Here is a 15,730-nt window from a genome sequence, read left to right as displayed (position 1 = left end):
TTACCTGGTCGTGCTGATGCGGCGCCCCGGCTTCGACGAGGCGCTGGTCGCGCCACACCTCGCGTTCCTCGACGACCTGCGCGCGCAGGGCGTGCTCGAACTGAGCGGCGGCTTCAGCGACCGCAGCGGCGGCGCCTACCTGTTGCGCGGCCCATCGGCGCTGGAGGAGGCACGCGCGATCGCGATGCGCGACCCGCTGGTGGCGCAGGGCGCGTCCGACCTCATCCTCCACGAGTGGATCGCCCGCTGACGCCATGGCACCGCACGACTTCTCCGAACAGATGCTGCCGCCCTGGCGGCGCGCCGTGCTCAAGGTCGGCAGCAGCCTGCTGGCGGCCAATGGCGGCGGCCTGTCGACCGAGTACGCCGGCGCGATCGCCGGTTTCGTGGTCGCCGCGCACCGGATGGGCCGGGAAGTGGTCGTGGTGTCCTCCGGCGCGGTGGCGGCCGGGCGCGCGATCATGCGCGAACAGCCGCACGATGGCGCCGAGATGGCCGAGCGCCAGGCCCTGGCCGCGCTCGGACAGGCGCGCCTGATCGGCTTCTGGCAGGCGCTGCTCGACCGCCAGGTGGCCCAGGTCCTGCTGACCCACGACGACCTGCGCAACCGCCGCCGCTACCTCAACGCGCGGGCCACGCTCGCCGCGCTGCTGCGCCACCGCGCGGTGCCTGTGGTGAACGAGAACGACACCGTCTCGGTGGACGAACTCAAGCTCGGCGACAACGACAACCTCGCCGCGATCGTGGCCGCGCTGGTCGATGCCGACGTGCTGTTCATCGCCACCGACATCGACGGCCTCTACGACGCCGACCCGCGCCGCCATCCCGACGCGCGCCCGGTGGAGGTGGTGTCCCACCTCACCCCGGCCCTGCTCGCGGCGGCCGGCGGCACGGGCAGCGCCGTGGGCACCGGCGGCATGCGCACCAAGCTCGAGGCCGCGCAGCGCGCCTCGGCGGCGGGCGTGGCCACGGTGCTGTTCAACGGCACCCGCGCCGACGTGCTCCAGGCGCTGGCCCACGACCGCCTGCGCGGCACCCGCATCCACGCCCTGCGCACCCGGGTGGCGGTGCGCAAGCACTGGCTGCAGAACGCGCCGGCCGAGCCGGGCGGCATCTTCATCGACGCCGGCGCCGGGAACGCGCTGGTGGAGAAGGGCGCCTCGCTGCTGCCCGGCGGGGTGGTGGCCGCGGAGGGCGAGTTCCGCCGCGGCGACATGGTCGAGGTGCTGGTGCGCGAGGAAGGCGGCGTGCGACGCGTAGCCCGCGGCGTGAGCCAGTACTCGGCCGCCGACATTCGCCGGATCGCGCGGCGCCATTCGCGCGAGATCGAATCGATCCTCGGGTACAGCTACGGCGACACCGTGATCCACCGTGACGACCTGATGCTGGTATAGCCGACCCCGACGCCATTCAGACAGACGGACCGGAACGCCATGACCGACATCCGCCAGCTTGCACTGGACTGCCGCGAGGCCGCGCATGCGGTCGCCCGGCTGCCGACCGACGCCAAGGACGCGATGCTGCGCGACATGGCCGACCAGCTGCTGGCCGACGCGCCGGCGATCCTGGCCGCGAACGCGCAGGACATGGGGGCGGCGCGCGCGAAGGGCGTGGGCGAGGCGATGCTCGACCGCCTGCGCCTGGATGAGGCGCGTCTGGCCGGCGTCGCCGACGCGCTGCGCGAGGTCGCGGCGCTGCCCGATCCGGTCGGCCAGGTCACGCGGCGCGATACCCGCCCCAACGGCATCGTGGTCGAACGCGTGCGCACGCCGCTGGGCGTGGTGGCGATGATCTACGAGGCGCGGCCGAACGTGACCGCCGATGCGGCGGCGCTGTGCCTGAAGGCCGGCAACGGGGTGATCCTGCGCGGCGGCAGCGAGGCGGTGCGCTCGAACCTCGCGATCGCCGCGGCGCTCGGGCGTGCGCTCGAGCGCGCCGGCGTGCCGGCCGCGGCGGTCACCGTCGTCGAGGACCTGCGCCGCGAGACCATGGTCGCGCTGCTGCAGTTGACCGACATCGTCGACCTCGCGATCCCGCGCGGGGGCGAGGGCCTGATCCGCTTCGTCGCCGAGCACGCGCGGGTCCCGGTGATCAAGCACTACAAGGGCGTGTGCCACCTGTTCGTGGACGCCAGCGCCGACCTGGACCTGGCCCTCGGCCTGCTGGTGGACGGCAAGGTCTCGCGCCCGAGCGCCTGCAATGCACTGGAGACCCTGCTGGTACACGCCGACGTCGCGGAGGACTTCCTGCCGCGCGCGGCGCAGGCACTGCGCGAGAGGGGAGTGGAACTGCGCGGCGACGACGCGACGCGTGCGCTGGTCCCGGACGCGGCGCCGGCCACGGAGGCCGACTACGACGCCGAATACCTCGACCTGGTGATCGCGGTGCGCGTGGTCGCTTCCCTGGACGAGGCTATCGCCCACGTCCGCCGCCACGGGTCCGACCACACCGAGGTGATCGCGACCCGCGACCAGGCCAGTGCCGAAGCCTTCGTCAACGCGCTGCGCTCGGCGGTGGTGATGGTGAACGCGTCGTCGCGCTTCTCCGACGGCGGCGAGCTGGGGCTGGGTGCGGAGATCGGCATCTCGACCACGCGCCTGCATGCCTATGGGCCGATGGGCCTGGAAGCGCTGACCGTCGAGCGCTTCGTGGTCCGCGGCGAGGGCCAGACCCGCAACATCCACCGCTGAGGGCGCGCCCGCGGATCCGGGCACGCGCACCCGCGACCTCAGCAGGGCCGGCGGGGACGCACGCAATGGGCACGCCTGCGCGCATGCCAGCGGCAATACCTCAGGCCACGCCGGGCGTCGCCAGGGTTTCCATCCCGCCGTCGTCGGTCTCGGCCTGGACGGTGACCGCTGCCCCGTGGTTCAGGGCGCGCGCCTCGGCCATCAGCTGGGCGATCTCCAGGCCCTTGTCGCGCTCGGGGAACCAGAAGATCGGCCGGTCACCGTCGAGCAGTTGCCAGCCCCCGCCGCTGCACACCAGGCGCAGGATCGATCCGGACATCGCCGTCTCCATGAGTAGGACTCCACCCCGCCGACGGCTGCGGCCTGTCCATGGCCGGGTCGCCCATCGTCCGTGAAGCGGCCCGGCGGGGCAGGGCCAGTGTCTGCGAGGGCCGGGCGCACCGCAGTCGGTGGGGCACCTGCCCGGGTGTAGGACTTCCCCTACCGGCGGACGCCGCCTGCCCCGGGGCCCGCGGCGTGTCCGGGGCGCGGCGTGTCCGGGGCCCGGAAACGCGAAAAGCCGGCGCTGGGCCGGCTTTCCGCGTGGATCGGTTGGTCGGGGAGACAGGATTTGAACCTGCGACTTCTACGTCCCGAACGTAGCGCTCTACCAGGCTGAGCTACACCCCGACTGAGCCGCGCATTTTAGAGACTCCCACCGCCGCGAGGCAAGTGGGCACCGGCTCAGTGCAGGGCCGAGGCCAGTTCCTCGAGCGCGGCGCGGTCCAGGATCTCGACCCGGTGCGGGTCGGGGAGGGCGATCACGCCCTGCTCGCGCAGGCGGGTGAAGCTGCGGCTCACGGTCTCGACGGTCAGCCCGAGGTGGTCGGCGATGTCGCCACGGCCCATGGGCAGCGCGACGAAGGGATCGTCGCCGCGGATCCGCATCTGCTGGCGCAGGCGCACCAGGAAGGTCGCCAGCCGCTCCAGCGGCGAGAGGCGGGCCAGCAGCAGCATCGAGTCGTGGGCATCGTCCAGGTCGCGGCAGGCGCGCTCGAGCAGGGCATGCTCGAAGCTCGGGAAGCGCTGGCGCAACTCGTCGATGCCGTCGAGGCCGTAGGCGCAGACGCGGCTGGCCGCCACGGCCTCGATCGAATAGCGGTGGACCTTGTGCCCGGACAGGCCGAAGAAGTGGCCCGGGGTCACGAACGCGACCACCTGGCGGCGGGCGTCGGGAAGCGTGCGCACCACCCGGAGCATGCCGCTGGTCACGCTGTAGGCGTGGCGGCAGGGCTGGCCGGCGCGGGCCAGCTCGCCGTTGGCCTGCAGTTCGATCGAGAACACGTGGCGCTCGAGCGCGTCGGCCTCGGGCGGCGGCAACGACGAGCACACCGCCAGCTCGCGGACGGCGCAACGCGCGCAGTCGAGTGGCACGACGGTGCGGGAGTGCTGGCGGCAGCGGGCGAGGGGCTGGGTGGTCATGGATGGTCCGCCCGGCCATCATAGCCTTCCGCCGGCACCGGCAGGCGGGAAAAATTGTCCAACGCCGCCGGTGCCCGCCGGCCGCCCCTGCGCGGAGCCCGCGGCCGTCGCGCGGCCCGGGGCAGCGCGGTTGCGGACGGGTAGAATGGGCGACTTTCCCCCGCCGATCCGGTCCGCCCCGGCATGATCAAGCCCAGAACTCCCCCCGGTGTCATGGAACTGCTGCCCCGCGACCAGATCGCGTTCCAGCGCATGCTGGACACGATCCGGCGGATCTTCGAGGGCTTCGGCTTCCTGCCGATCGAGACCCCGGTGTTCGAGCTGTCCGAGGTGCTGCTGACCAAGTCCGGCGGCGAGACCGAGCGCCAGGTGTACTTCGTGCAGTCCACCGGCGCGCTGGAGAAGGCCGGCGAGGGCCTGCCGGAGCTGGCGCTGCGCTTCGACCTGACCGTGCCGCTGGCCCGCTACGTGGCCGAGCACGAGCACGAGCTGGCGTTCCCGTTCCGCCGCTACCAGATGCAGCGCGTGTACCGCGGCGAGCGCGCCCAGCGCGGGCGCTTCCGCGAGTTCTACCAGTGCGACATCGACGTGATCGGCAAGGACGCGCTGTCCACCCGCCACGACGCCGAGATCCCGGCGGTGATCAGCGCGGTGTTCGAGGCGCTTGACATCGGCGACTTCACCATCCACCTCAACCACCGCAAGATGCTGCGCGGCTACTTCGAGGGCCAGGGCATCCCGGACGAGGCCCAGGTGCCGGTGCTGCGCGAGATCGACAAGCTCGACAAGCGCGGCGAGGACGCGGTGCGCGCGACCCTGGCGGGTGAGGGCTTCGGACTGTCGCACGAGGTGATCGATCGCCTGATGGCGTTCTCGCGCGTGCGCTCCAGCGGCCATGACGACGCGCTGGCCAGGCTCGAGGCGCTCGGCGCCGGCACGCCGCTGTTCGAGGAAGGACGCGAGGAACTGCGCGAGGTGCTGCGCCGGCTCAGGGCCCTGGGCGTGCCGGAGTCGCGCTATGCGATCAACCTCTCGATCGCGCGCGGCCTGGACTACTACACCGGCATCGTCTACGAGACCACGCTCGACGCCAATCCGGGCCTGGGCTCGATCTGCTCGGGCGGCCGCTACGACAACCTCGCCAGCCACTACACCAGGTCGAAGCTGCCCGGCGTGGGGATCTCGATCGGCCTCACGCGCCTGTTCTGGCAGCTGCGCGAGGCCGGACTGGTGCAGACCGCGGACAGTTCGGTGGACGTGCTGGTGACCCTGTTCGACGACGGGGGCCTGGACCACGCGCTGGGCCTGTCGCAGCAGCTGCGCGCCGCCGGGCTCAACGTCGAGACCCAGCTCGAGCCGCGCAAGCTCGGCAAGCAGATGCAGTACGCCGACCGCGCCGGGATCCGCTTCGTGGTGATCCGAGGCGAGGACGAGGCCGCGCGCGGCGTGGTCGCGGTCAAGGACCTGCGCCGCGGCGAGCAGTTCGAGGTGCCCGACGCCGAGCTGGCGCAGACTCTGCTGGTCGAGCGCGAGCAGTGGCGGGCCCTGGGCACCGCGGGGCGGGCCTGACCGCCATGGGCGACGGCATCGTCCTGCTCGACGGACGGTCGCTGACCCGCGACCAGCTGGTCGCGGTGGCGAACGGCGCGGCGGTGCGGCTGGACCCGGAGGCGCTGCGCGCGGTGGCGCGCGCCGCCGACTTCCTGGCCGAGCAGGTGCGGCGCGAGGAGCCGATCTACGGCGTGTCCACCGGCTTCGGCAGCAATGCCGACAAGCTGCTGGGCGCGCACCCGCTGCGCGACGAACTGCCGGGCGCCGAGCCCTCGGGCCGTTCCCTGCACGAGGAGCTGCAGCACAACCTGATCGTGACCCACGCGGTGTGCGTGGGCCCGCCGCTGCCGGCCGACGTGGTCCGGGCGATGCTGTGCATCCGCATCAACACGCTGCTCCGCGGCCACTCCGGCATCCGCGTGCAGACGCTCGAAGCGCTCGCCGCGCTGCTCAACGCCGGCGTGGTGCCGGTGGTGCCCGAACTCGGTTCGGTGGGCGCCTCGGGCGACCTCGCGCCGCTGTCGCACCTGGCGATCGTCCTGCTGGGTGGCGGCGAGGCGTTCTACCAGGGCCGGCGCATGCCCGGCGCCGAGGCACTGGCCGCCGCGGGCCTGGCGCCGGTGCGGCTGTCGTACAAGGAAGGCCTGGCGCTCAACAACGGCACCGCGCAGATGCTGGCCACCGGCGCGCTGGCGCTGCACCGGCTCGAGCGCATGCTCGACACCGCCGACCTGGCCGCGGCGATGACCATCGACGCCTTCGCCGGGCGCCTGGGCGCGTTCGCCGAGGACGTGCATGCGCTGCGCCCGCATCCGGGGCAGGTGCAGACGGCCGCGCGCCTGCGCGAACTGCTCGAAGGCTCGACCCTGGCCGACATCCCCTATCACCTGGTGCCGCTGTTCCGGCCCTGGCTGCCGGCGAGCTGGGACACGCCCGGGTCGCGCCAGCTCAGCTTCGACATCGGTTGGAACTGGGTGCCGAGCGACCAGCGCCACGGCCGCGAGAAGTTCTACACCCGGTTCAAGCCGTTCCGCGGCGGCAAGAAGCACCAGCCGCAGGACAGCTACTCGCTGCGCTGCATCCCGCAGGTGCACGGCGCGGTACGCGACGCGGTGGCGCATGCCGCGCGCGTGTTCGACGTCGAGCTCAACGCGGTCACCGACAACCCGCTGGTGTTCCCGGACCGCGAGGCCGAGCACGTCGAGCAGCAGGTGATCTCGGCCGGCCACTTCCACGGCATGCCGCTGGCGCTGGCGATGAGCGCGGTCAAGGCGGCGATCCCGGTGCTGGCCTCGATCAGCGAGCGCCGGCTCAACAAGCTGGTCGACCCGGCCACCAGCGACGGGTTGCCGGGCTTCCTGATCGGCAACGAGGACGGCACCGAGTCCGGCTTCATGATCGTGCAGTACACCGCGGCGGCGATCGTCAACGACCTCGCCACCCGCGCGCACCCGGCCAGCGTGTACTCGATCCCGACCAGCGCCAATGCCGAGGACCACGTGTCGATGGGCACCAACGAGGCGCGGCACGTGCTGTCGATGGTCGACGACCTCGGCAAGGTGCTGGCGCTGGAGCTCTACACGGCGGCGCAGGCGCTGGACCTGCGCCTGGACATGATCAACGCCGCGCGCGACCTCGCCAGGCGCGGCGACGCCCAGGCCTTGCTGCGCAAGGTCCACGGCGTACCGGAAGGCGATCCGCGCCATCCCGCGTTCGTCGCCGAGGTCGAGGCGCTGCGCCAGGAGCTGGCCCAGGCCGAGCCGTTCCATCCGGGCCGGCGTGTGGCCGCGGCGCACGCGGCGATCCGGCGCCGGATCCCGTTCCTCGACCGCGACCGCGCCCTCGACGCCGACGTCGCGGCGGCCGTGGAACTGGTCGCCGACGGCACGCTGCTCGAGGCGATCGGCCGATGACGGCGGGGTGGGGCGGGTGAACCTGCCGCTGCACCTGGGCTGGCTGGGTGTGCTGGAGGCGACGCTGATCGCCTTCGCCGTCGGCGTGGCCTGCCTGCTGGGCTGGCGCTGGATCGCGTCCCGGGCCGGCTGGCCGCAGTCGCGGGCCATCGGCTGGGCCTGCGTGTGCGCGGTCGCGATCGCGGCCGGCATCGACAGCTGGAACCTGTTCTACCTGGGCGTGGTCCGGCTCGAGTCCCCGCTGTATGCCCGGATCGCGCTGTCGAAGATCCACGACGCCGACGCCCTTGGCATGCGAGTCTTCATGGAGTGGTGCGGGGCCCTGGCCGGGGTCGTGGCCGGCTGGGTGCTGGCGCACGGGCGCGCCCGCGCCAGCGGGGGCCAGGGCGCGCAATAGCGGGCGGGCGGCCGGGGCGCGCGCATCCATCGGTTCCAGCTGGATCGGACCGCGTCCCCCGGCGCATGCCGCGCCGGGAATGCCCCGTCGGATCAACGGACAAGGCCGGTCCGGCCGCAACTTCGGCGCAGTGGCCACACGTGTTCCCCGGAGATGTCGACGGCCGCCCGACGCGGCCGACCGACGATTGCGCTTGACTAATGTAATAACGCGCTATTACATTGGCGCGTCATGAAGCAGCGCCTCGAACCCCTGCCCGAATCCGACGCCAACGCCTCCTTCCGGGCGTTGGCCAAGGCGCTTGCGGGCCTCGAGCGGGTGGACGAGGTGGCCGCCTTCCTGCAGGACCTGTGCACCCCGGCCGAGCTCGAGGCCATGGCCGACCGCTGGCGCGTGGTGCCGCTGCTGCTGCAGGGCCTGCCCTACCGCGAGATCCACGACCGCACCCTGGTCAGCGTGACCACGATCGGCCGGGTCGCGCGCACGCTCGAACACGGCGCGGGCGGCTATGCCGCCGCCGTCCGGCGCCAGTACCCCCGGCTCGCGCCGGGCCACTGAAGGAACCCTCGATGAGCCCCACGGCCGTCCCCGCGGCGCGCGACCGCCTGCGCATCGCCATCCAGAAATCCGGACGCCTGAGCGACCCGGCGCGGGCATTGCTCGCCTCGTGCGGACTGTCCTGGCGCGAGAGCCGCGACAAGCTGTTCTGCTACGGCGAGACCCTGCCAGTCGACCTGCTGCTGGTCCGCGACGACGACATCCCCGGCCTGCTCGCCGATGGCGTGTGCGACTACGGCATCGTCGGCCGCAACGTGCTCGACGAGCAGGCGGCGCTGCGCGCGGCCGAGGGCAAGCCGCAGGTGTCGAAGGAGGTGCGCGCGCTCGGCTTCGGTGGCTGCCGCCTCGACATCGCCGTCCCCGAGGCCTGGGTCTGGGAGGGCCCGCAGCAGCTGCAGGGCCTGCGCATCGCCACCAGTTACCCGGGCCTGCTCGGCCGCTGGCTGGCGGAGCAGGGCGTGGAGGCGACGGTGGTGGTGCTGTCGGGCTCGGTGGAGATCGCGCCGCGCCTGGGCCAGGCCGACGTGGTCTGCGACCTGGTGTCCAGCGGCGCCACGCTCACCGCCAACCAGCTGCGGCCGGTGGCCACGATCATGCGCAGCGAAGCGGTGCTGGCCGGGCCGGTGCAGCCGTTTGCCGACATCCGCGGCGAACTGGCGCAGATGCTGCTGCGGCGCCTGGACGGCGTGCTGCGGCTGCGCGAGAGCCGCCTGCTGATGTTCCAGGCGCGGCGATCGGAGCTGCCGGCGTTGCTGGAAATGCTGCCCGACGCCGAGGAGCCGACGGTGCTGCAGGTCGACGGCGCCGACACGCTGGCGCTGCAGGCGCTGTGCCACGGCGCCATGACCTGGCAGCGCCTGGAAGACCTCAAGCGCGCCGGTGCGCGCGGGCTGATGGTGCTGCCGGTCGAGAGGATGCTGGCGTGAGCGCCGGCCTCGTCCAGCGGCTGGACTGGGCATCGCTCGATGCCGGTGCGCGTGCGCAGGCCCTGCAGCGCCCGGTCCAGGCGGTCGAGGCGCGTACGCGGGCGGCGGTCTCGACCCTGATCGACGAGGTGCGCGCGCGCGGCGACGAGGCGCTGCGCGAGATCAGCTTGCGCTTCGACGGCGTCGCGCCGGCGTCGTTCGAGGTCGCCGCGGACGAATTCTCGGCCGCGGAAGCCGCGGTTCCCGCGCAGCTCCGGGCCGCGATGGAGGAGGCGGCGGACAGGATCGAGCGTTTCCACCGCGCCGGCATGGCCCGGGGTTACGCGGTCGAGACCGCGCCCGGCGTGACCTGCGAGCGGGTGGTGCGGCCGATCGCGCGCGTGGGCCTGTACGTGCCGGCCGGCAGCGCGCCGCTGCCGTCCACCGCGCTGATGCTCGGAGTGCCGGCGCGGCTGGCCGGCTGCCGCGAAGTGGTGCTGTGCACGCCGCCGCGCCGGGACGGCAGCGCCGATCCCGCCGTGCTGGTGGCCGCGCGCCTGACCGGCGTGCACCGCGTGTTCAAGCTCGGCGGCGCGCAGGCGATCGCGGCGATGGCGTTCGGCACCGCCAGCGTGCCGCGCTGCGCCAAGCTGTTCGGGCCGGGCAACAGCTACGTGACCGAGGCCAAGCAGCAGGTGGCGCAGGCGGGCGTGGCGGCGATCGACATGCCGGCCGGTCCGTCCGAGGTGCTGGTCATCGCCGACGCCGGTGCGGATCCGGCCTTCGTCGCCGCCGACCTGCTGTCGCAGGCCGAGCACGGTCCCGATTCGCAGGTGCTGCTGCTGAGCGACGACCCGGCGCTGCTCGACCGGGTGGAAGCCGCACTGGAAGCGCAGCTGGCCGTGCTGCCGCGGGCGCAGATCGCGCGCCAGGCACTGGCGCAGTCGCGCCTGGTGCGCGTCCCGACGCTGGACGCGGCCTTCGAGATCAGCAACGCCTACGCGCCCGAGCACCTGATCCTGGCCCTGCGCGAGCCGCGTGGCTGGCTGGACCGGGTGGAGGCGGCTGGCTCGGTGTTCCTCGGCGACTGCACGCCGGAGGCGCTGGGCGACTACTGCAGCGGCACCAACCACGTGCTGCCCACCGGCGGCGCCGCGCACGCCTACAGCGGGGTGTCGGTGGCCAGTTTCCAGAACTTCGTCAGCGTGCAGCAGGCCAGCCGCGCCGGCATCGGCGCGATCGGCCCCTGCGCCGTGACCCTTGCCGAGGCCGAAGGGCTCGAGGCGCACGCCAACGCGGTGCGCCTGCGGCTGCGCGCGGGGGAGGCCGCATGAGCGCGGACGACGTGCTCGCCCTGGTGCGCGGGGACCTGCGCGGATTCGCCGGCTACAGCTCGGCGCGTTCGTCGCGCCTGCAGGGCGAGGTCTGGCTCAACGCCAACGAATCGGCCTGGGCCAATCCCGCCGACGCCGATGCGGCGTGCCGGCGCTATCCCGACCCCCAGCCCGGGGCGCTGCGCGCGGCGCTCGCCGACCTGTATGGCGTGGCGCCCGAGCGCCTGGTGATCGGCCGCGGCAGCGACGAAGCCATCGACCTGCTGGTGCGCGCGATCTGCGAGGCCGGACGCGACGCGGTGCTGGTGACGCCGCCGGTGTTCGGCATGTACGCGGTGAGCGCGCGCCTGCAGGGCGCGCCGCTGCTGGAGGTGCCGCTGCTCGACGACCCGGGGCAGGGCCTGGTCCCCGACTGCGCGGCGATCGCGCGGGCCGCCAGCGAGGGCGGCGCGAAGCTGGTGTTCCTGTGCTCGCCGTCCAACCCCGGCGGGCAGGCGATCGCCCTGGACGACATCGCCACGCTCGCGCGCGCCCTCCAGGGGCGGGCGCTGGTGGTGGTCGACGAGGCCTATGCCGAGTTCTCCGACCTGCCGTCGGCCACGACCCTGCTGGAGGCGCACCCGAACCTGGTGGTGCTGCGCACGCTGTCGAAGGCGCATGCGCTGGCCGCGGCGCGGATCGGCGCGGCGATCGCCGACCCGGCCCTGGCGACGGTGCTGCGCCGCTGCCAGGCGCCGTATCCGGTGCCCACGCCCTGCGCGGCGCTGGCGGTCGCCGGACTGTCTCCGCAGGCGCGCGCGGCCACCGCCGCGCGCGTCGCCCAGGTGCGCAGCGAGCGCGCGAGGCTCGCCGCGGGGCTGGCCGCCCTGCAGGGGGTGCGCCGGGTGTATCCCTCGCAGGGGAATTTCCTGCTGGTGCGGTTCGAGGACGCGCAGGCCGCGTTCGACGCGCTGCTGGACGCGGGCATCGTGGTGCGCGACCAGCGTGCCGCGCCTGCGCTCGGCGATGCGTTGCGCATCACCATCGGCACCCCGGAGCAGAACGACCGGGTGCTTGCCGTGCTCTCCGCCCTGGCGTCGTCGTCCGCAGCGGGGAGCGCCGTCGCCGGGGGAGCGCGCTGATGGGCACGAAGATCCTGTTCGTCGACCGCGACGGCACCCTGATCGAGGAGCCGGCGGACTTCCAGATCGACGCCTACGAGAAGCTGCGCTTCGTGCGCGGGGTGATCCCGGCGATGCTGAAGCTGCGCGACGCCGGCTTCGAGTTCGTGATCGTCAGCAACCAGGACGGGCTCGGCAGCGAGGCGTACCCGCGCGAAAGCTTCGATGGCCCGCATGACCTCATGATGCAGGTGTTCGAGAGCCAGGGCATCGTGTTCCGGGAGGTCCTGATCGACTGCAGCTGGCCGGCGGACAATGCGCCCACGCGCAAGCCCGGGCTGGGCCTGGTGCAGCACTACCTGCGCGACCGCAGCATCGACCTCGACGCTTCGGCCATGGTCGGCGACCGCGAGACCGACCTGCAGTTCGCCCGCAACCTCGGCATCCGCGGCTTCCAGCTGCGCACCGCGCAGTTCGGCGGCGAGTGGGACTGGGCCGGGGTCGCGCACGAGCTCGCCGACGCGCCGCGCCGCGCGGTCGTGGAACGGAACACGAAGGAGACCCGGATCCGGGTCGAGCTCGACCTGGACCGCGCGGCCGACGCCGAGGTCTCGACCGGCCTGCCGTTCTTCGACCACATGCTCGACCAGATCGGCAAGCATGGCGGCATCGCGCTGAAGGTGCGGGCCGAAGGCGACCTGCACATCGACGAGCACCACACCATCGAGGACACCGGCATCGCGCTCGGACAGGCGCTGAAGCAGGCCCTGGGCGACAAGCGCGGGATCGCCCGCTACGGTTTCACCCTGCCGATGGACGAGACCCTGGCCAGCGCCGCGCTGGACTTCGGCGGGCGTCCGTACCTGGTGTTCGACGGCACCTTTCGCCGCGAGCGGGTGGGAGACATGCCGACCGAACTGGTCGAGCACTTCTTCCGCTCGGTCTGCGACGCGGCCGCGCTCAACCTCAACCTGAAGGTCGAGGGCGAGAACGACCACCACAAGGTGGAGGCCTGCTTCAAGGCGTTCGCGCGCGCCCTGCGGATGGCGGTGCGCCGCCAGGGCGCGGAACTGCCGAGCACCAAGGGCGTGCTGTGATGCGTGTGGTCCTGGTCGACGCCGGCGGCGGCAACATCGGCTCGGTGCGCTACGCGCTGCAGCGCCTGGGCGTGGAGCCGGTGCTGGCGAGCGATGCGGATACGATCCGCGCCGCCGACCGGGTGATCCTGCCCGGCGTGTCCACCGCCGCCACGGTGATGGGGCGGCTGCGCGAACTCGGACTGGTGGAGACCCTGCGCGGCCTGCGCCAGCCGCTGCTGGGGGTGTGCGTGGGCATGCAGCTGCTGTTCGAGCACTCCGAGGAAGACGACACCCCGTGCCTCGGCCTGCTCCCGGGCCGCGTGCGCCGGCTGCAGGCGGGCGAGGGCGTGCGCGTGCCGCACATGGGCTGGAACCGGCTGCGCCTGCTGCGCGAGGACGCGCTGCTGGCCGGCTTCGCGGACGGCGACCACGCCTATTTCGTGCACAGCTACGCCGCAGACGTCGCCGCCGACTGCATCGCCGGCACCGTGCACGGCCGCGAGTTCGCCGCGGCGGTGCGGCGCGGCAACGTGATGGGCGCGCAGTTCCATCCCGAGCGCTCGGCCGCGGCCGGCGCGCGGCTCCTGGCCAACTTCCTGCAGATGGATCCGTCATGAGCAGCTTCACCCTGTACCCGGCGATCGACGTCCGCCATGGCCGCATCGTGCGCCTGGCCCAGGGCGACTACGCGCAGGAGACGCGCTACGGCGACGACCCGCTGGCGCTGGCGGGCGCGTACGCGGCGCAGGGCGCACGCTGGCTGCACCTGGTGGACCTGGACGCGGCCCGTGCCGGCGGCTTCACCCTGGGCGCGCTGGTCGGCCGGATCGTCGCCGACACCGGCCTGCAGGTGCAGACCGGCGGCGGGGTGCGTTCGCGCGACGACGTGCAGCGGATCCTCGACGCCGGCGCCTCGCGGGTGGTGATCGGCTCGCTCGCGGTGCGCGAGGCGGACACGGTGGCCGGCTGGATCGACGCGTTCGGTAGCGAGCGCATCACCGTCGCCCTCGACACCCGCCAGGACCGCGAGGGCACCTGGCGCCTGCCGGTGCACGGCTGGACCGAAACCGCGGCCGGTACCCTGCAGGACATGGCGCGCCGCTACGCCGCGCACGGCCTGCGCCACCTGCTGTGCACCGACATCAGCCGCGACGGCATGCTCACCGGCCCCAACCTCGACCTGTACCGCCTGCTGGTGGCCGAGGTGCCAGGCGTCGAACTGCAGGCTTCCGGCGGCGTGCGCGACCTGGCCGACGTGCTCGCTGCGCGGGAACTGGGCTGCGCGGGCATCGTGCTGGGCCGCTCGCTGCTCGAGGGCAGGCTGGAGCTGCCCGAGGCGCTGGATCGGGTGGCCTGATGCTCGCACGCCGGATCATTCCCTGCCTGGACGTGCGCGATGGCCGCGTGGTCAAGGGCGTGCGCTTCCGCGACCACGTGGACATGGGCGACATCGTCGAGCTGGCGCTGCGCTACCGCGACGAGGGCGCCGACGAACTGGTCTTCTACGACATCAGCGCCACGCCGCAGGGCCGCTCGGTGGACCGTAGCTGGGTGGAGCGGGTGTCTGCCAGGCTCGACATCCCGTTCTGCGTCGCGGGCGGCATCCGCGACGTCGAGACCGCCCGTGGCGTGCTGCACGCCGGCGCGGACAAGATCTCGATCAATTCCCCGGCGCTCGAGCGTCCGGCGCTGATCGGCGAGCTGGCCGAGGCCTTCGGCGTGCAGTGCGTGGTGGTCGGCATCGATTCGATCCGCGAGCCGGACGGGGAGTGGCGCGTGCGCACCCACACCGGCGACCCGGACCGCATGCGGGCGCCCAGGGTCCGCACCCTGGACTGGGTGGTGGAAGCCCAGCGGCTGGGGGCGGGCGAGATCGTGCTCAACTGCATGGACAGCGACGGTGTGCGCCGCGGCTACGACATCGAACAGCTGCGCGCGGTGCGGGCGCAGTGCACCGTGCCCCTGGTCGCATCGGGCGGCGCCGGCGAGCCCGGCCATTTCGAAGCGGTGTTCCGCGAGGCCGACGTGGACGGCGCGCTCGCCGCGAGCGTGTTCCACGGCGGCAAGGTGCGGATCCCTGGACTGAAGCGGTTCCTGCGCGAGCGCGGGGTGGAGGTACGCAATGACTGAGGTCCCGACCGGCGCGCCGGAAACCCTCGACTGGGACAAGGCGGGCGGCCTGGTGCCGGCGGTGGTCCAGGACGCCCGCACCCTGCGGGTGCTGATGCTCGGCTACATGGACCGCGCCGCGCTCGAAGCCACGCTCTCGACGCGCCGGGTCACCTTCTTCAGCCGCAGCAAGGGCCGGCTGTGGACCAAGGGCGAGTCCTCCGGTCACTTCCTCGACCTGGTGTCGGTGGACGTGGACTGCGACGGCGACACGCTGCTGGTGCTCGCGCATCCGCACGGGCCGACCTGCCACCTGGAGCGGCCGAGCTGCTTTCCGTCCGCGCCGGCCTCGCTGCTGGCCGAGCTCTCGGACCTGGTCGCCACCCGCGCCGCCGAACGCCCGCAGGGCAGCTATACCACGCGCCTGTTCGAGGCCGGGACCCGGCGCATCGCCCAGAAGGTGGGCGAGGAGGGCGTGGAGACCGCGCTGGCCTCGATCGCCGAGGACGACGCGGCGCTGGCCGGCGAGGCCGCCGACCTGCTGTTCCACCTGCTGGTGCTGCTGCGCGCGCGCGGGCTGGGACTGGAGGACGTGGAGGCGCGGCTGCGCGAACGCCGCCGCTGACGCCGCCG

The 15,730-nt window shown here is 73.2% G+C and carries 17 protein-coding genes and 1 tRNA gene; 15 read left to right on the top strand and 3 right to left on the bottom strand.

The genetic code is table 11. The features are described from left to right. Positions 1–16: 16 nt before the first annotated feature. From LUTJ29_RS0105355 to LUTJ29_RS0105345, 3 genes are read left to right on the top strand one after another with little or no spacing between them, the layout of a single operon-like run. Positions 17–250, top strand: coding sequence for a YciI family protein (locus LUTJ29_RS0105355; protein WP_043740683.1), 234 nt, complete (start codon positions 17–19; stop codon positions 248–250). 4 nt (positions 251–254) lie between these two features. Beyond that, on the top strand, positions 255–1,394 hold the full coding sequence (gene proB / locus LUTJ29_RS0105350) for a glutamate 5-kinase (RefSeq protein WP_027071636.1): 1,140 nt from the start codon (positions 255–257) through the stop codon (positions 1,392–1,394). A 39-nt stretch (positions 1,395–1,433) separates the two neighbouring features. After that, a complete protein-coding gene (locus LUTJ29_RS0105345; protein ID WP_027071635.1) occupies positions 1,434–2,690 on the top strand; it encodes a glutamate-5-semialdehyde dehydrogenase in 1,257 nt (418 codons plus the stop codon). 100 nt (positions 2,691–2,790) lie between these two features. On the opposite strand, the gene LUTJ29_RS0105340 is transcribed toward LUTJ29_RS0105345, so the two are convergent. The 3 genes from LUTJ29_RS0105340 to LUTJ29_RS16275 form a co-directional block, all read right to left on the bottom strand. Next, positions 2,791–3,009 carry a hypothetical protein gene (locus LUTJ29_RS0105340; RefSeq protein ID WP_144774389.1) on the bottom strand — a complete coding sequence of 73 codons (219 nt, stop codon included), beginning with the start codon at positions 3,007–3,009 and terminating at the stop codon, positions 2,791–2,793. Positions 3,010–3,282: 273 nt separating this feature from the next. After that, a tRNA-Pro gene (locus LUTJ29_RS0105335) sits at positions 3,283–3,359 on the bottom strand. A gap of 54 nt (positions 3,360–3,413) precedes the next feature. Beyond that, complete coding sequence (locus LUTJ29_RS16275) at positions 3,414–4,151, bottom strand: helix-turn-helix domain-containing protein (protein WP_084524687.1); 738 nt, start codon at positions 4,149–4,151, stop codon at positions 3,414–3,416. A 183-nt stretch (positions 4,152–4,334) separates the two neighbouring features. Between LUTJ29_RS16275 and hisS the strand changes: the two genes are divergently transcribed. The 12 genes from hisS to hisIE all read left to right on the top strand — a co-directional run bounded on the left by hisS (position 4,335) and on the right by hisIE (position 15,722). Continuing rightward, on the top strand, positions 4,335–5,720 hold the full coding sequence (gene hisS / locus LUTJ29_RS0105325; protein WP_027071633.1) for a histidine--tRNA ligase: 1,386 nt from the start codon (positions 4,335–4,337) through the stop codon (positions 5,718–5,720). A gap of 5 nt (positions 5,721–5,725) precedes the next feature. Then, positions 5,726–7,615 (top strand): aromatic amino acid ammonia-lyase, encoded by a 1,890-nt coding sequence (locus LUTJ29_RS0105320; RefSeq protein WP_027071632.1) that lies wholly within the window; start codon positions 5,726–5,728, stop codon positions 7,613–7,615. A gap of 16 nt (positions 7,616–7,631) precedes the next feature. Continuing rightward, positions 7,632–8,012 (top strand): hypothetical protein, encoded by a 381-nt coding sequence (locus LUTJ29_RS0105315; protein WP_027071631.1) that lies wholly within the window; start codon positions 7,632–7,634, stop codon positions 8,010–8,012. A 231-nt stretch (positions 8,013–8,243) separates the two neighbouring features. Next, on the top strand, positions 8,244–8,570 hold the full coding sequence (locus LUTJ29_RS0105310) for a YerC/YecD family TrpR-related protein (RefSeq protein WP_027071630.1): 327 nt from the start codon (positions 8,244–8,246) through the stop codon (positions 8,568–8,570). Positions 8,571–8,581: 11 nt separating this feature from the next. Next, positions 8,582–9,496 carry an ATP phosphoribosyltransferase gene (gene hisG, locus LUTJ29_RS0105305; protein WP_027071629.1) on the top strand — a complete coding sequence of 305 codons (915 nt, stop codon included), beginning with the start codon at positions 8,582–8,584 and terminating at the stop codon, positions 9,494–9,496. Continuing rightward, positions 9,493–10,809, top strand: a complete 1,317-nt coding sequence (gene hisD, locus LUTJ29_RS0105300; protein ID WP_027071628.1) for a histidinol dehydrogenase — start codon at positions 9,493–9,495, stop codon at positions 10,807–10,809. Before hisG ends, hisD begins: the two co-directional genes overlap by 4 nt. Next, complete coding sequence (gene hisC / locus LUTJ29_RS16270; RefSeq protein WP_051322733.1) at positions 10,806–11,930, top strand: histidinol-phosphate transaminase; 1,125 nt, start codon at positions 10,806–10,808, stop codon at positions 11,928–11,930. The genes hisD and hisC overlap by 4 nt, the downstream gene beginning before the upstream one ends. After that, positions 11,930–13,006 carry a bifunctional histidinol-phosphatase/imidazoleglycerol-phosphate dehydratase HisB gene (hisB, locus tag LUTJ29_RS0105290; RefSeq protein WP_027071627.1) on the top strand — a complete coding sequence of 359 codons (1,077 nt, stop codon included), beginning with the start codon at positions 11,930–11,932 and terminating at the stop codon, positions 13,004–13,006. The genes hisC and hisB overlap by 1 nt, the downstream gene beginning before the upstream one ends. Next, a complete protein-coding gene (gene hisH / locus LUTJ29_RS0105285; RefSeq protein ID WP_027071626.1) occupies positions 13,006–13,605 on the top strand; it encodes an imidazole glycerol phosphate synthase subunit HisH in 600 nt (199 codons plus the stop codon). The genes hisB and hisH overlap by 1 nt, the downstream gene beginning before the upstream one ends. Beyond that, positions 13,602–14,345, top strand: a complete 744-nt coding sequence (gene hisA, locus LUTJ29_RS0105280) for a 1-(5-phosphoribosyl)-5-[(5-phosphoribosylamino)methylideneamino]imidazole-4-carboxamide isomerase (RefSeq protein ID WP_027071625.1) — start codon at positions 13,602–13,604, stop codon at positions 14,343–14,345. The genes hisH and hisA overlap by 4 nt, the downstream gene beginning before the upstream one ends. Beyond that, a complete protein-coding gene (gene hisF, locus LUTJ29_RS0105275) occupies positions 14,345–15,118 on the top strand; it encodes an imidazole glycerol phosphate synthase subunit HisF (RefSeq protein WP_027071624.1) in 774 nt (257 codons plus the stop codon). The genes hisA and hisF overlap by 1 nt, the downstream gene beginning before the upstream one ends. Beyond that, positions 15,111–15,722 carry a bifunctional phosphoribosyl-AMP cyclohydrolase/phosphoribosyl-ATP diphosphatase HisIE gene (hisIE, locus tag LUTJ29_RS0105270; protein WP_027071623.1) on the top strand — a complete coding sequence of 204 codons (612 nt, stop codon included), beginning with the start codon at positions 15,111–15,113 and terminating at the stop codon, positions 15,720–15,722. Before hisF ends, hisIE begins: the two co-directional genes overlap by 8 nt. Positions 15,723–15,730 lie beyond the last annotated feature (8 nt).

Source organism: Luteimonas sp. J29 (assembly GCF_000472505.1).
Classification (GTDB): domain Bacteria; phylum Pseudomonadota; class Gammaproteobacteria; order Xanthomonadales; family Xanthomonadaceae; genus Luteimonas.
The sequence above is the reverse complement of the archived record's forward strand: the minus strand, read 5'-3'. Positions and strand labels throughout refer to the sequence as shown.

Coding starts and splice junctions, on each gene's coding strand:
- LUTJ29_RS0105355 (WP_043740683.1), top strand. CDS start 17: ATGCGGCGCCCCGGCTTCGACGAGGCGCTGGTCGCGCCACACCTCGCG.
- proB (WP_027071636.1), top strand. CDS start 255: ATGGCACCGCACGACTTCTCCGAACAGATGCTGCCGCCCTGGCGGCGC.
- LUTJ29_RS0105345 (WP_027071635.1), top strand. CDS start 1,434: ATGACCGACATCCGCCAGCTTGCACTGGACTGCCGCGAGGCCGCGCAT.
- LUTJ29_RS0105340 (WP_144774389.1), bottom strand. CDS start 3,009: ATGTCCGGATCGATCCTGCGCCTGGTGTGCAGCGGCGGGGGCTGGCAA.
- LUTJ29_RS16275 (WP_084524687.1), bottom strand. CDS start 4,151: ATGACCACCCAGCCCCTCGCCCGCTGCCGCCAGCACTCCCGCACCGTC.
- hisS (WP_027071633.1), top strand. CDS start 4,335: ATGATCAAGCCCAGAACTCCCCCCGGTGTCATGGAACTGCTGCCCCGC.
- LUTJ29_RS0105320 (WP_027071632.1), top strand. CDS start 5,726: ATGGGCGACGGCATCGTCCTGCTCGACGGACGGTCGCTGACCCGCGAC.
- LUTJ29_RS0105310 (WP_027071630.1), top strand. CDS start 8,244: ATGAAGCAGCGCCTCGAACCCCTGCCCGAATCCGACGCCAACGCCTCC.
- hisG (WP_027071629.1), top strand. CDS start 8,582: ATGAGCCCCACGGCCGTCCCCGCGGCGCGCGACCGCCTGCGCATCGCC.
- hisC (WP_051322733.1), top strand. CDS start 10,806: ATGAGCGCGGACGACGTGCTCGCCCTGGTGCGCGGGGACCTGCGCGGA.
- hisB (WP_027071627.1), top strand. CDS start 11,930: ATGGGCACGAAGATCCTGTTCGTCGACCGCGACGGCACCCTGATCGAG.
- hisH (WP_027071626.1), top strand. CDS start 13,006: ATGCGTGTGGTCCTGGTCGACGCCGGCGGCGGCAACATCGGCTCGGTG.
- hisA (WP_027071625.1), top strand. CDS start 13,602: ATGAGCAGCTTCACCCTGTACCCGGCGATCGACGTCCGCCATGGCCGC.
- hisF (WP_027071624.1), top strand. CDS start 14,345: ATGCTCGCACGCCGGATCATTCCCTGCCTGGACGTGCGCGATGGCCGC.
- hisIE (WP_027071623.1), top strand. CDS start 15,111: ATGACTGAGGTCCCGACCGGCGCGCCGGAAACCCTCGACTGGGACAAG.